This window comes from Rhodosalinus sp. K401 (genome assembly GCF_041365735.1).
Lineage (GTDB): Bacteria > Pseudomonadota > Alphaproteobacteria > Rhodobacterales > Rhodobacteraceae > Rhodosalinus.
Window position 1 is genome coordinate 53565 of sequence record NZ_JBGFSI010000010.1, and the last position, 14203, is coordinate 67767.

Here is a 14203-nt window from a genome sequence, read left to right on the forward strand (position 1 = left end):
GAAGGTAAGGCCGCAGAGCGCAAACGCAAAGGGGCCGCGCCCTGCACGGGCGCGGCCCCTGTCGGTCAGGCCGGTGCCTGCGCGGCGCCGGTCACTCCGCCGGCACGCTCTCTCCGGCCTGCCGGCCCTCGCCCAGAGGGCGGTCGGGCAGCACGAAGGCCACCGCGACGAAGGCGAGGCCGAGCACGATGCCGAGCACGTCGCCCGGCAAGCCGGTCACGCCCGCGTAGCCCGAGCCCGGAACGGTCCCGAGGGTCACCTTGCCCCCGAAGATGTCGTCCAGAAGCCCGTTGGCCTGCCACCACGGGTAGCTCACCATGTAGGCGGCGGCGCCGAGCAGGCCGCCGGCGATGAAGAAGAGCGCGTCCTTGCGCCCTGTCGCCGCGGCGGCGACGCCCGTGCCCGGGCAGAAGCCCGAGGCGGCCCAGCCCGCGCCGAGCAGCACCCCGCCGATGAAGACACCGGCATAGGCGGCCTTCACCGACATGTGGCCGACATCGACGAGGCCCAGCATCTGCCCGCCGAACATCAGCACCGAGCCTGTGCCGATGGCGAGCAGGATGGTCTTCATCAGGTGCAGGTGCTTCAGGCTCAGCATGCGCCAGATCCAGTCGGGGTTGGTGGCCCCGATCCGGTCGAGGGTGAAGCCGAACGCGGCTCCGATCGCGATCGCGAGAATGATGCTTGTCATGGGTCAGGCCTCCCGCTTGTACATCATGAGTGCCACCGGGACGGCGGCGGCGAAGGCGCCGAGGGCGAAGATGTAGCCCGACAAGGCGGTCTGCATCATCCCCGACATCATGTGCCCCGACGTGCAGCCCCCCGCGAGGCGCGCGCCGTAGAGCACGACGAACCCGCCCGCGAAGGCCACGGCATAGCGCTTCCACGCGCCGTCGCCGAAATTCGCGCGCCAGAGCGCGGGCGCGCTGCGCTCTTCGCGCGGGACCCAGCCCCGCGCCATGGCCGACAGGAAGGCGCCGAGCGCCATGGCAAGGACGAACACGAAGCTGTAGTTCAGCGGGTTGGCCGCGTTCGCCGCGTATTTCCCGCCCGACTTGGCGAGATAGGCGTTGGACGAGGTGTAGCCCTCCGCCGTCTGTTCGATGAGCGACGGGTTGAAGGCGCTGCCGACGATGCCGTCGAGAATCACGAACTGCGTCGAGACCCCGATGGGCTTCACCAGAAGCACCGCGAGGAAGAACACGAAGCCCAGCAGGACCCCGCCCGTTTTCCAGTTGAGTGGCATGACATTTCCCTTTCGCCGGTTGCGAAACACATTCCTTATTTGGAATACGGCTTCGCGCCCGCAAGAGCCTTGATGCAGATCAAGCCGCTCCTGGGACGAGAGCAGACATGAGCCGCGCCCGCTCTCCGGCATCCTCGGGGGCGCAAAGCGCGGCGGCGAGCTCCTCGAGGGTGGCGATGGAATGGCCCGCGCGCATGCTGTCCACATGGGGCAGCATGGCGCGGATCCCCTGCGCCTTCGGCGCGAACTCTCCGAAGCGCAGGAGAGGGTTCACCCAGACGAGCCGGCGCGCCGTGAGCCTGAGCCGCTCCATCTCGCGCTCGAGCCGCTCCGGGTCGCCGCGCTCCAGCCCGTCGGTGATCAGCAGCACCACCGCGCCCTGGCCCATCACGCGCCGCGACCAGTCGCGGTTGAAGGCGTGCAGGCAGTCGCCGATGCGCGTGCCGCCCTCCCAGTCCTGCGCCTCCGCCCCCGCGGCGGCGAGCGCGGCGTCCACGTCCCGCGCGCGCAGGTGCCGGGTGATGTTGGTGAGCCGCGTGCCGAAGGTGAAGGCGTGCACCTCCGACCAGCCCGCGCCCTTGCGGTTGGAGACCGCGTGGAGGAAGTGGAGGATCACCCGGCTGTACTGGCTCATGGAACCCGAGATGTCGCAGAGCGCCACGAGGTTCGGCCAGCGGGGCCTCGGCCTTGCGTGGTGAAGGCGCTGCATCTCGCCGCCGGTGCGGATCGCCGCGCGCAGCGTCCTGCGCCGGTCGATGGCGCGGCCGGACGGCGCGCCCACGGCGCGGCGCGAGGGGATCGGGCGGACGGGCAGCGTCAAGCCCGCGAGGATCCGCCGCGCCCTGGCGATCTCGTCGGCGCTCATCTGCTCGAAATCCAGCGTGCGCAGCCGTTCCTCGGCGGACATGGTGAGCGAGGCGTCGATCTCGATCTCGGTCTCGCCCTCCTCCTTTTCCTCGCGCTGCGGCGTCGCCGGCGGCTCGGCGCCGTGAAGGAGCGCCTCGGCGGCGCGCTTCTCGGCGGCCTCGGCCTGCCGCTCCTCGGCGACACCGCGCAAAGCGGGAAGCATCATCGCCATCATGTGCTCCATGAAGCGCGGATCGCGCCAGAACAGCCGGAAGACCTGCGCAAAGACACGCCGCTCCTCTGGACGGGAGACGAAGCACGCCTCGAGCACGTGATAGAAGTCGCGCCGGTCGGTGAAGCCCGCCGCCTCCACCGCGCGGGTCGCATCGGCCACGCGGCCCGTACCCACCCGCAGTCCCGCCTTGCGGAGCGCGCGGGCGAAATGCACGAGGTTCGCCACCAGCCGGGGATGCTCGGGCAGTTCGAGAGGCGCGTGTTCGGGCATCGGCGACCTAGAGGACCGTCCGACGGACCGGGGGCGCTGCCCCCGGACCCCCGGAGTATTTTCCGCCAAGAAGAAGACGGGGGCGGGGCGATCCGGGGCGGCGCCCCCGCGGGCGTGTGCGCCGAGCCGCGGGCGCGCTCATGCCGGCGCCAGTTCCGCGCGGGCTTCGTCGAGGATGCGCCTGGCCTCCGAGCCCTGCAGTTTCGCGATGTCGTCCTGGTATTTCAGGATCGCGCCGAGCGTGTCCGCGATCACCTGCGGCGAGAGCTCGATCATGTCGAGCGCGAGCAGGCATTTCGCCCAGTCGATGGTCTCGGCCACCCCCGGTTTCTTGAAGAGATCCTCGGTCCGCAGGCGCTGGACGAAAGCCACGACCTCGCGCGAGAGCGCCTCGGACGCCTCGGGCACGCGCTCGCCCAGGATCGCCAGCTCGCGGTCGAAATCCGGGTAATCCACCCAGTGGTAGAGGCAGCGGCGCTTGAGCGCGTCGTGCACCTCTCGCGTGCGGTTGGAGGTGATGACCGTGATCGGCGGCGCGGGCGCGCGCACAGTGCCGAGCTCGGGGATGGTGACCTGGAGATCGGAAAGCGCCTCGAGCAGGAAGGCCTCGAAGGGCGCGTCGGTGCGGTCGAGCTCGTCGATGAGCAGGACCGGCGGCCCGCCATCCTGCGGCGACATCGCCTCGAGAAGCGGGCGGCGGATCAGGAACCGTTCGGAGAAGAGCTCGTCGGTGAGCGTCTCGCGGTCGGTTCCCTCCACCGCCTCGGCGGTACGGATCGCGACCATCTGGGCGGGAAAGTTCCATTCGTAGACGGCCGAGGCCGCGTCGAGCCCCTCGTAGCACTGGAGCCGGATTAGCCTGCGGCCCAGCGCGGCGGAGAGCGCCTTGGCGATCTCGGTCTTGCCGACGCCGGCCTCGCCCTCGAGAAAGAGCGGCCGGCCGAGGCGCAGGGACAGGAACACCACCGTCGCCAGCGCGCGCCCGCAGACATAGCCTTCGCCCGCGAGCAGCCGCTCCACGTCGTCGATCGAACCCGGCATCGCCATGGCATGTCCTCCTCGTTGCCCAAGAGGGCACGGGGCGCGGCGCGGGTCAAGCGGCCGGCCTAGTTCGCCTTCGCGAAGGCGCCGGCGATGACGGAGAAGCCCTCGCGCGGCAGCGCACGGGGCTCGACCTCGAAGCGGGCCATGCGGCCCCGCGTCTCCGCGACGTCGAGGAAGCGCTCGATGGCGTGATAGGCGCGCCGGTTCACGTAGTCGTCGAAGAGCAGCGTAAGCGGCCTTGTCGTCAGCAGCATCGTCGTCAGCGCGCAGGCGAGACGGAACCGCCCGTCGATCAGCACGAGATCGGGCTGCACGAAATCCGGGCGTTCCCAGACCGAGACCGGGTAGCGATGGTAGCGGCGAAAGCCCGCGCCGTCGGCGGGCCGGCCCCACTTGCCTGTCGGGCCGATATCCACGTGGTGCAGGCGGACCGTCGCGGGGTATTCACCCGCCTCGAGCACCGCCTGCATGCTCTCTGCCCAGGCCTTGTCGCTTTCGACGGAAAACACGGTCTTGCCCGGCATCCCGGCGGCGAGGATCGTGGAGCCGCCGCTGCCGTATTCGAGGATCACCCGTGCCGCGGCATAGCGTTCGCGCACCCAGTCGGCCACCCGCGGCGGAAAGGTGAGAACCGGCGGCGCGATCATCCCGGCGGACCGTCGCGCCTCAGGCGGCGCGGCGGCGGCGCGCGCCCAGCGCCGAGGTCAGCACGTCGAGTTCCGGATCCATCCGCATCGAGGCGGCCTTGCGCCGGTGCCAGTCGAGTGCGCGGGCGTGGAGTTCGGCGAGGACCGGATCGGCGTGCAGTTCCGTGCGGATCGCTTCCGTCGCGGCGTCGTAGCGCGCGATGCTGGTGTCGGGCGCCTCGTTCAGATCGAAACGGTCCCAGTACTCGACACCGAGCACGTGGTGGGAGTGGTTGGCACGACCGCGCGCCCGCTTGACGAGGAAGCTGTCCATGGAGCGCAGCGCGTAGTGGTTGACCTGGGCGAGATCGAAGACGGGCGGGTTGCCGGTGCGGGTGCCGCCGACATGGTAGCGCGCGCCGCCCGGGAGCACCGCGATCTCCTCTCCGCGGCGATCCTTCGGCATCACCGGCGCGTGAAGGCCCATGCGGCCGAACTTTTCCTGGTTGGTGAAGATCGACTTCACGAACTTGCCGGTGTCGGGCCGCGAAACCGGGTCGTGGGGCAGTTCGGCCATGCGGAACTGGCCCGTCACCGGCGCGTCGGCGATCCGCTCGATCCCGGCGGAGCCGAAAATGCGCCACGGCACAGAGATCACGTCGGCCCCACCGCCCGAGCCCTCGACCAGCGCCCGCACCGACCCGTCGCCCATGTGGATGTTCAGAAACTCGTCCACGTCGCAGACGAAGACCCAGCGCGCTTCCTGCACCTCCTTGTAGCGGCGCGCCTGACGCAGCGCGCTGCGGTGGATGCCGCCGGTGCGGATCGCGGTCGGATGGTGGCGCACCAGCCCCATCGCCTCGAGCCGTTGCAGGATCTCGACGGTGGTATCGGCGCAGTCGTTGGTGCAGACGACGATCCGGTCGAAGCCCAGCGCACGGTAATGGGCCATCCATTCGAGGATGTAGGGGCCCTCGTTCTTCATGGTCGAGACGACCGTGTAGAGGTCTCTGCTCATGCCATCTGCCCGGGCGGCCCTTCTGTTTTCCGTTCGGCCTGCCGTTAACCAGATTAGCACCCCATAGCTTGCGGAACAACGCCGGAGCGACGCTTCATGTAGAAGTATGGCGTTTCGGCACGGTGAAGAAGAAATCTTCCGGCATCGTCCCGTTCAGCACGGCGTCGGGGATCGCGTCGGGCCCGGCGAGGAAGACGCCCGCGCCGAAATGGCGGTGCAGGCGCGAAAGCCTGCGCAGGCGCGCCCCGGTGAGGGCGGCATAAAGCGCGGCGTAGTCCTCGTGCGTCTTCAGCTCCGCGATCTTGCGGCGATGGCGCGCCACCGAACGGGAATGGGCGTCGCGGATCTCCGGGTCTTCCATCAGGCGCGCGAATTCCGCCTCGGCCATGGGAAGCCGCGCCTGGATCGAGCGATCCTCCTCGGCGTTGTTGTTCATGCGGAACCAGTAGGCGAGGCCCTGGTCGCGATCGACGTGGTTCACCCGGCCCCGCTCGCGCTTGACGAGGAAGCTCTCCGCCGAGCGCACCGCGTAGTGGTTGAGCGTCACGAGATCGTAGCCCACGGTCTCGGCGGTGGAACGCCAGGCGTTGCGCCACTCCGTCTCGGGCATGGGACGCCCCGAGCCGTTCACCCAGTCGATCTGGTCAACCAGCTGCGGGCGCAGTCCCTTCGGCCGGTGGACGCCGAGCTTCTTGAAGATGCCGAGATTGCGGAAAAGCGTCTTGAACCCCCAGGCCTGGTGCGGCTTGCGCGTCATCACGGGGGCGCAGCGGGTGAAGCGGCGGGTGATGAACTCGTCGCGGAACCCGGTCACGTCGGCGTTGCCGAAAAGCCGCCAGGTCATGGAGATCAGGTTGGCCCGGGGAACCGCGGCGAAGAGATCCTCGAGACGGCCCCCGCCCACATGGACGTTGATGAACTCGTCGACGTCCATGCAGACGATCCAGCCCGCGCCCCGGACCACGGGCTCGGCCTCCGCGGCGGCCAGGGCGGCGTGCTGGGGCTTCAGCCCGGTGCCACGGAACGGGTTCTCGCGGTGCTGGACGAGGCCCTTGTGCTGGAGAAGCTCGAGCAGGGTGTCGGTGCCGTCGGTGCAGTCGTTGGTGTAGACGAGGAAATCGTCCACCCCGATGGCGCGGTGATAGGCCAGCCATTCGAGGATGAAGGGCCCCTCGTTCTTCATCGTCGTCACGGCGACCACCCGGTCGCCTTGCGCCTCGGGCGGCGTCGGGTCGATGGCCGGCATCCGCAGGGGGCGGGCGCCGAGCTCCTCCGCGATGCCGAGCAACGCGGGCGCCTCCACGAGGCTGGATTTCGGCACCAGGCGCGAGACCTTGGCCGCCTCCTTGCCCGTCTCTCCGTATCGCACGGCCATGCACCGGTAGAAACCGAGATAGGTCATCGGCACGGCCGCGCCCACGACCCGGATCATGCGCCACACCGCGTCCCGTGGCGCGACGTCCGGCGCGATGCACCAGCGCCGGTGGCGGCTGGTGTCGTCGAAGCGCAGGCAGGTATGATCGCCATGCCCTGCACTGGCGCCCTTGCGCAGGCCCCAAGGATAGGCGCGCCGGCCGAGCAGAAGCACCGTCCCCTGCGGCGCCGCCACGGCCTGGTCGAAAAGCGTGGCCTCCGCCGGGACCGCCGGCGCCCCCTTCAGACGGCCGAGCGCCCCCGGCATCGCCGGCACGAGATCGGTGACGTCGAGCGCGGCCACCGCCCGCGCCCGCGCGAGAAAGCGCCAGCGGACCAGTTCGTGGAAGGATTGCAGGCCGAGCGCGGAACGCCACGGATCGGGCGCGGGCGGCGTCATGCGATCCTTGCCCGGCGCGTCGGGCGCGTGGAAGGGATGCGCCTCGGCGCCGAGCCCCGGCTTGCCGAGCGGGATCGGCGCGCGCAGGAGGACGACCACGAGATCGTCGCACCCGGCCTCCGCCAGCCTTTCGCGCAAGGCTCCGGCGAAGACGGCCGCCTCTTCGGGCGGCGCGCGGTCGAGGATCACCGCGCCGCCGGCCCCGTGCACCCGGCGGTGCCATCCCAGCCAGTCGCCGACGGCGGCGGGCGATTCCCCGTTGCGCTCTCCGAGCAGGCAGTTGCGGCCGGAGAAGAGCGCGGTTTCCGGCGCGACCGGGGACAGCGCGCCCGGGTCCGGGGCGAGGCGGGGAACCGGACCGGGGGCCAGCGTCACGACCTCCGCGCCGCCCAGTGTCCCACGCTCCAGGATCCGCGCGGTGTCCGGCCCGGCAAATTCCAGCGGCGCGGTGCCAAGCGCGGAGAACATGCGGAAGACGTCGCCGCCGGGGCTTTCGGGATCGGGCGCGATGCAATCGAGCAGGTATCCGCCCGGCACGCGCCGCGCGCCCAGTTCGCGTTCCAGGACCGTCATCGCGCTTGCCGTCCTGCCGCCCGCCTCATGCGCTCAGCACCTTCACGCCCGGCATCCGGCGCAGGGCGGCGAGGTCGCGCTCGTAGCTGTCGGCGAGCCTGCGCACGAAAGCCTCGTCCCATCCGGGCACCGAGATCACCTGGTAAAGCTGCTCGGGCGGCACGAACTTGTCGACATAGGCCTCGAACACGCCGGCGAGGAAGGCGGGATCGAGATTGTCCTTTGCCGCGAGGAACGTCTCGAGGCTTTGCAACGCCTCCGCGGGCAGCAGGTCGGCCAGGCCGTCGCAGAGCCCATCCGTCACGACCATCTCGGGAAGGCCCGCGGCGACATGCATCAGCACCGGCCAGGTGTAGGGCTGCTCTTCGCGGGACCAGACGACGACCGGCACGCCCGGGTTGGCCTCCACGAGGCGGCCGATCACCTCCGCCCAGCTCAGCGCCCGCGGGTCGGCCGAAGCGATCTCGGCGCGCAGCCGGGCCGTGGCGTCGGCCTGCGGGTCGCGGGCGAGCGCCGCGCTCACGAGGGCGAGCGGCTGCGCGACCGCGACCATCAGGGTGCATGGGATCTCGCCGAACATCGCCCGCCACCAGGTCGGCCTCAGATGCGCGTCGGGCAGAAGCCGCCCATCCCCTAGCAGCCGGTCCGCCCCCCCGAGAAGGGTCGCGTCCGAGAAGAAGCCGTGGCGCGGCTCGTCCGGCAGCCGCAGCCGCTTCCAGATGTCGGACAGTTCCTCGCAGGGCGCCGCCGCGCCCTCCAGCCTTTCGGCGAGCGCCCGGAACTGGCGCCGGTAGTACCGCGGCAGCGGCACGTCGATCCCGAGCGCCTGCAGGAGGGCCGTGTTCCGGCGCAGCGCCGAGAGAAGCGGCCCCTCCACCCCGTCGGCGGCGCCCACGAAAAGCGTCGCGCTGAAGCGCGCCGTCACCTCGCCATCCCCGCTTGCCGCCACCGGCCGTGCCGCGCCGTCCATGCCGCATGTCCCCTCAAAGCCGTTCGCCGTCCGCCCGGGCGGCGGCGAGCATGTCGTCGAGAGCCGGACGCGTGCGCCGGATCTCGTTGTCGATCCTGCGCGTATAGGGCACATCGCGCAACTCGGGCATCGTGCGCTCCAGCATGAGGTCGTTGACGTGGAACGCGTCGCGGATCGGCGGGGGCAGCGAGATGAAGGCCTCGAGTATCGCCCTGTCCGCGCTCGGCGTGCCGTAGAAGTTCCGGTTCGTGGCGTAGAAAAGCGCGCCCTGCCCGTGGGTCCGGAAATGTTCCAGGCTCGCGAAATCGAGCGCGCGCCGCCGCGCGGGCTCCGGCAGTGTCCCGAGCCAGCCTGCATAGGCGTTCCTGAACCAGGGGTCGGTTTCCGCCCAGTCATGGCCGATCATCAGCATCCGGACGCCGATCGTGGTGCTGTGCGCCCGCCCGCGCGAGCGGTTGAATTCCGCGATGCCCTTTCGACGCCAGAGAACGGCCTTGGACAGGTCCGTGACGTTGCCGCGCAGCACCGTGCCGCCCGGGGGCAGCGCCTGGCGCACCTCGATCTCGGGCTTCTTCTCGCCCGGCCCGCCCGGCAGCAGCCCGAGCGCGATGCGCTGGCGCGCGTTCATCCGCGCGGCGAAACGCTTCGATGTGCGAAGGCCCGTCTCCTCCACAACATCGATCCGGCGCAGCGCGATGCCGGCGCGCGTCGCAAGCTCGCCCGCGATGCGCATGTCCATCATGGTGTTGAAGTTGGTCCGATGCACGAAGGCAAGGTCGATCCGGTCGAGGAACGGGGCGCAGAACGCCAGCAGCAGCCGCGCGTCGGCGCCGCCCGTCAGCGGAAGCATGGCCGGCGTGATCGCCTCCGTCAGGGCGCCCAGAACCTGCCGGTGGCGCAGGACGGCGCGGTCGATCCGCTCTTCCACCGCATCGCGGTCGAGCGGACAGGTGAAATCGGCATCCGGCGCGGGCCAGTGCCGGTGCGCGACGAAACGGCCAAGATCCAGGAAGTGGTTGCACATCAGGCGCTTCGCGTGCCGATCGGGGGTATGCCCGAAGGCGAAGCGCCCGCCCGCGCCGGGCCCGGCGATGTCGAGCGCGGGATAGTCCGTGTTCGGCTCGACGGGCCTGTCGAGCGCCATATAGAGCGTCGCGCCGACGAGGCGCGCGCGCGGCTCGTAGACCGCGCCCAGACAGCCGCTCGGATCGAGATAGAGCCGCGCGAGCGCCGGCGCGACGATGACGAAAGCGTAGCGCCCCCCGCAGGCCGAAAGCGCCTCGGCCAGTCGCGACGGGTCGCGCGCCTGCGCGAGGTGATCCGCGAGAACCGCATCGGTCACGAACCGCCCCGCCCCGTCCACCGCCTGCCCCATGAGCGCGACGTGCAGCCCGGCCTCCGGCAGCGCGGCGCGCGCCACCGGCAAGGCGGGCCCGTGGTGGAGGTGCCAGCGGCCGAGCGGAACATGGGAAAAACCGGGCAGATCGGCGTGGGACGTTTCGGCCAGCACCCATTGCTGGCTGAAGCCGTCGCGGAAATTGTGGCTTTCCGCCTCGCAAAGCGCGACGGCCTGAAGGCGCAGGATGCGCGTGGCGGGGGCCGCGCCCTCCCTCGCCATGCGCTACCCCCCGCGCCGGCGAAGCTCGGCCTGCGCTGCGCGCATAGCCTTGCGGAAATGCGGCGCCCGGCGGCGCGCCAGGATCGCCTCGCAGTAGCGGATCACCAGGCAGGGGCGGTTGCGCGCCTCGATCCGGCGCAGCAGTTCCTTTTCGTAGCGCGGGTTGCCCCGCCGCGCGCGCATGTGGCGGTAGAACCGCAGGGGCGTCAGGCGGTTCTCGACGCAGTCCAGGACGACCGGCTTCAGGATGCCGAGCCTCAGCCAGAGCGAAGCGATCCTGTGGCCCATGTGCCGGCAGTAGAATTTCCTGACATTGCCGCCCTGGAAAAGCGCCGCGTGCATCGCGTCGAGCTGAGACGACGGGTCGAAGAAGAGATGCACCCGGCGCGCCGCCGCCGTCATCTCCGGCGCGAAGCCGTAGCGGCCGGTGAAATCGCGCCGCCAGACCCGGTGATAGCGCGTTTCCCAGCTTGCGACCTCCCGCGAAAGCGTGGCCTGCGGCGAGATCGCGATCACCGTGGCGCCGGGCGCTGCGGCCGAGAAGACGCAGGCCGCGTAGCCGCCCATCGATGCGCCGTAGAAGACCACGCGCTCGAAGCGGTCGAAGAACCCCGCGTCGCGGAGCCGGTCGAAGAAATCGAACACCGCCGCGTCGCGGTACCAGGTCCAGCCATGCGCCATGAGGCCCAGCATCGACCAGCCCTGGCCCGAGACGAAGCCGTAACCCCAGGGCATCCGGTCGGCGGCGTTGTCGCGCACGTGGTCGAGGTTCTCGAAGGTGACGATGAGCGTCGGGCCCGCCTCCACGAAAAGCGCCGAGTGCTCCGACCCGATCTCCTCGTAGAAGCCGCGCTCCGCGCCGATCCGCGCCAGCGCCGCCCGCATCTCCGCGCGTGCCGCGGCCGGGGTGTCCGCCGGGGTCTCGAGCGCCTCGGACACGGGCTCAGCCGGCCTTCTCTATGAGCACGCGGCGGCGGTTGCCGCGTCGGTCGATCTCGCGCAGCGCGCCGAGATGGGCGAGCTCCGCGCACTGGGGCGCGAACCGGCCCTCGCGCAGGTCGAGAACGATGCGCCCGCCCGGTGCCACGTTGCGCTCGAAAAAGCGCATGTAGGCAGCGACCGGAAAGTGGAACCCGCAGGCCAGAAGGCTCACCGCGAGATCCACCTCGCCAAGGGCGTGCACGTCCTCCCGCTCCGGGTTGAGCGTGCGCACCCGCTCCGCCGGCACGCCGTTGCGGGTGAGGAACGCCCTTGCCCGGGCCAGGTCGGAGTAGGCCGCGCCCTCTTCGGCGAAACCGAAATGCCGGCGATCGTTCTCCTCGATGTCGATCAGGATCACCTCCGCGCCCGACTCGCGCGCTGCGAAAAGGTCGAAGACGCCGTAGCCGCACCCGATATCGGCGACCCGGCGGGGCGCCGGGGCGCCGAGCGCGGCCATGAGCGCGCGGTATTCCGCGCCGATGTCCGCCACGACGCGGGCGGGGATGTCCGCGCCCTTCTCGGCCACCGCCGCCTCCAGCGGGGCGGCGTCGCCGTGCGTCCACGCCTTGACGAGGCGTCCGACGCGCTTCACGTCCCACAGCACCTCGGATCGCTGAAGCACGAATTTCAGGTGATCGTCGGGACCGAACATCGCGTAGTCGAGCGCATCGGGCGCGATCGCGTCCGGGCCGGCAAGGGCGTCTGGCGTCATGTTCCGGACCCTCCCGCGGCCGCGTCGCGAAAGAGCTCGGTCGCGCCCTGCTCGATCCGCTCGCGGCACGCCTTCACGAAACGCTCGTCGACCGCGTGGCGGCGGCAGAGTTGACCGACGCTTTCCTCGCCCCGCAGCGCCGCAAGCCCGATCTCGGCGCGGAACGCGGGGTCGTCGCGCCGCGCGGCGGCGGGCCGCGCCTTGGGCGGGATGGGCGCCGCGCCCGGGTCGATCCCGTGCTTCGCGATGAGGCCCTCCATGTAGCTGCCCCGGCGCGGGCGGTTGCCCTCCTTCTCCTCGAGGCGCGGCTTCATGCGCCGGGCCCAGAAATGCACCCCCCGCGTCTCGGGGCCGAGGCGGGAGGGGATGTCGAACCGGCTCTGGATCATGTGGTTCCGGTGCTTGAAGGAGACCGGGTAGAAGACGTTCTGCGGCCGGGCGTGGCCGATCTCCCCGGTCTCGCGCAGGAACCACGTGACGGCGGCCGGGCCGGTGAACCCCCAGTCCTGCTCGGTCATGTGCACCGGCGTCCCGGCATCGCGCGCCGCCTCCAGCTCCTGCCGCTGCGAGGGCTTGAGCCAGGGCGCGATGGCGTATTCGTCGCGGAAGAAGTCCAGCAGACCGTTGAGCGTGGGCGAGTCCGGCGGCAGCCCCAGCACCGCGTTGCACACGAGCCCCTCCTTCTCCCATCCGAAGACGTGCGGCGTCTCGAAATCGAAGGGCCTGTGGCAGTACATGTCCGCGTCCACCCAGATCTTGCGCGTGTTGCGCAGGAGGTGGAGGCGCCAGAGATCGGCGTGGATCGCCGGGCTTCCGGTCCGGGCGTGGCGCAGCATCGGCTCGCCCGGAAAGATCTCGGCGGCGTTGCCGGGATGGACGCCGGGGGGCAGGTTGCCGACGGGCGCGTAGCTGTAAAGCGTCACGTGGTGGCCCGCGTCGGCAAAGGACTTCAGGCAGAGCTGCTCGAGCCAGGAGAGCCGCCCGCCGATCCAGAGGCTCGCAATTTCCGGGAGTGCCGCCATCCGCGCCCGTATACCGCCCTCTTCGCGCCTGCCATCGTGTCGCACCGCCGCCGACCCGCGTGGCCTGCGCCGATCTGTCGGGCGCTTCCCCGCCTCTTGGCGTATAGTGCCGGAAGCGGCAGTCTGCGGCAACCGTCCGATTCGCGGCCGGTCACGGCGCGGCGCGGATCGGCCCGCAATTTCGCCGCAAAACGGCACTACCCCCTCGGCCAGAGGCCGGCGACAGACCGACGAACGAGTGATCCGATGCCCGACGCCCCCCTGCGCGACACCGAGCTCCTGAGCGGCCTCGACAGGCCGGAATGGCTCAGGCAGTTCGCCGCTATCACCCGCGCGAACGGGCATTTCCAGGTGCTCGATACGCGCCACCTGGCCGCCTACGTCGATCATGGCGCGACGCTTCTCGTCACCTTCGAGACGCTCGAGGGCATCCGCGCGCTCTCCGAACGCCACGAGCCGCTTGGCTGGGATTTCGTGCGCGCGGATGGCTGGTCGCATCTCGCGATCATCAGCGACGGCGATACATGGTTCCGGTCCCAGGGCGTCTACGATTACGTCGACACGCTGATCGACGAGGCATTCTTCGACGATTTCGAGCGCGTTGTCGTCTACGGGGCCGGCCCATGCGGTTACGCCGCGGCGGCCTTCTCGGTCGCGGCGCCCGGTTCGGTGATCCTCGCCGTCCAGCCCCAGGCGACGCTCGACCCCGAGATCGCGGGCTGGGACGACCGCTTCGTCGAGATGCGACGGACCGATTTCACCGACCGCTTCGGCTTCGCGCCCCGGATGGCCGAGGGTGCCGAGGAGGTGTTCCTGATCTACGACCCCTTCGAGCGGCTCGACGCGATGCACGCGGCGCTTTTCCAGTCGGACCAGGTCGCGCGCCTCAAGTTGCGCCACATGGGCGATGCATTGCAGACCGATCTCATGGAGATGCGGCTTCTGACCCCGCTGCTGCGGGCCGCCGCCGACGGCGCGCTCGACGCGAGCCTTTTCCACGAATTGCTGCGCGCGCGGCGCGAGCATCTGCCCTACCTGCGCCGACTTCTCGCCAAGCTCACCCAGGACCGCCGCGACGGCCTCGCGCGGCGGCTTTGCGCCAACGTGACCGCGCGGCTGAACGCGCCGCGTTTCGCCCGGCGCCTCGAAGCGCTGGAGGCGGCCGCCACGGCGGAGAAGGTGGGCGCCGACTGAGCCGCGGGCCACGGGCTCTGGCGCGCCGCGGCGGG

At 70.6% G+C, this 14203-nt stretch carries 13 protein-coding genes; 1 reads left to right on the plus strand and 12 read right to left on the minus strand.

Features of this window, described 5'->3' with window-relative positions:
• Nucleotides 1–91 precede the first annotated feature (91 nt).
• From AB6A66_RS12070 to AB6A66_RS12125, 12 genes are all read right to left on the minus strand, one after another.
• Nucleotides 92–691, minus strand: a complete 600-nt coding sequence (locus AB6A66_RS12070; RefSeq protein WP_371036908.1) for a YeeE/YedE thiosulfate transporter family protein — start codon at nt 689–691, stop codon at nt 92–94.
• Between the two features lie 3 nt (nt 692–694).
• A complete protein-coding gene (locus AB6A66_RS12075; RefSeq protein WP_371056092.1) occupies nt 695–1246 on the minus strand; it encodes a YeeE/YedE thiosulfate transporter family protein in 552 nt (183 codons plus the stop codon).
• A 79-nt stretch (nt 1247–1325) separates the two neighbouring features.
• Nucleotides 1326–2597: a VWA domain-containing protein gene (locus AB6A66_RS12080; protein ID WP_371056093.1), complete on the minus strand. Its 1272-nt coding sequence runs from the start codon at nt 2595–2597 to the stop codon at nt 1326–1328.
• Nucleotides 2598–2735: 138 nt separating this feature from the next.
• A complete protein-coding gene (locus AB6A66_RS12085; protein ID WP_371056094.1) occupies nt 2736–3644 on the minus strand; it encodes an AAA family ATPase in 909 nt (302 codons plus the stop codon).
• 59 nt (nt 3645–3703) lie between these two features.
• A complete protein-coding gene (locus AB6A66_RS12090; protein ID WP_371036912.1) occupies nt 3704–4288 on the minus strand; it encodes a hypothetical protein in 585 nt (194 codons plus the stop codon).
• Between the two features lie 19 nt (nt 4289–4307).
• Nucleotides 4308–5285 carry a glycosyltransferase family 2 protein gene (locus AB6A66_RS12095; protein WP_371036913.1) on the minus strand — a complete coding sequence of 326 codons (978 nt, stop codon included), beginning with the start codon at nt 5283–5285 and terminating at the stop codon, nt 4308–4310.
• Nucleotides 5286–5379: 94 nt separating this feature from the next.
• Nucleotides 5380–7671, minus strand: coding sequence for a glycosyltransferase family 2 protein (locus AB6A66_RS12100; protein ID WP_371056095.1), 2292 nt, complete (start codon nt 7669–7671; stop codon nt 5380–5382).
• Nucleotides 7672–7696: 25 nt separating this feature from the next.
• A complete protein-coding gene (locus AB6A66_RS12105) occupies nt 7697–8641 on the minus strand; it encodes a hypothetical protein (protein ID WP_371056096.1) in 945 nt (314 codons plus the stop codon).
• Nucleotides 8642–8654: 13 nt separating this feature from the next.
• Nucleotides 8655–10259, minus strand: a complete 1605-nt coding sequence (locus tag AB6A66_RS12110; protein ID WP_371056097.1) for a hypothetical protein — start codon at nt 10257–10259, stop codon at nt 8655–8657.
• Nucleotides 10260–10262: 3 nt separating this feature from the next.
• Nucleotides 10263–11198, minus strand: a complete 936-nt coding sequence (locus AB6A66_RS12115; protein ID WP_371056098.1) for a phosphoadenosine phosphosulfate reductase — start codon at nt 11196–11198, stop codon at nt 10263–10265.
• Between the two features lie 4 nt (nt 11199–11202).
• On the minus strand, nt 11203–11952 hold the full coding sequence (locus AB6A66_RS12120; RefSeq protein WP_371056099.1) for a cyclopropane-fatty-acyl-phospholipid synthase family protein: 750 nt from the start codon (nt 11950–11952) through the stop codon (nt 11203–11205).
• Nucleotides 11949–12974 (minus strand): hypothetical protein, encoded by a 1026-nt coding sequence (locus tag AB6A66_RS12125; protein WP_371056100.1) that lies wholly within the window; start codon nt 12972–12974, stop codon nt 11949–11951. The genes AB6A66_RS12120 and AB6A66_RS12125 overlap by 4 nt, the downstream gene beginning before the upstream one ends.
• A gap of 246 nt (nt 12975–13220) precedes the next feature.
• On the opposite strand from AB6A66_RS12125, the gene AB6A66_RS12130 reads away from it, so the two are divergent.
• Nucleotides 13221–14168, plus strand: coding sequence for a phosphoadenosine phosphosulfate reductase (locus AB6A66_RS12130; protein ID WP_371056101.1), 948 nt, complete (start codon nt 13221–13223; stop codon nt 14166–14168).
• Nucleotides 14169–14203: the final 35 nt, after the last annotated feature.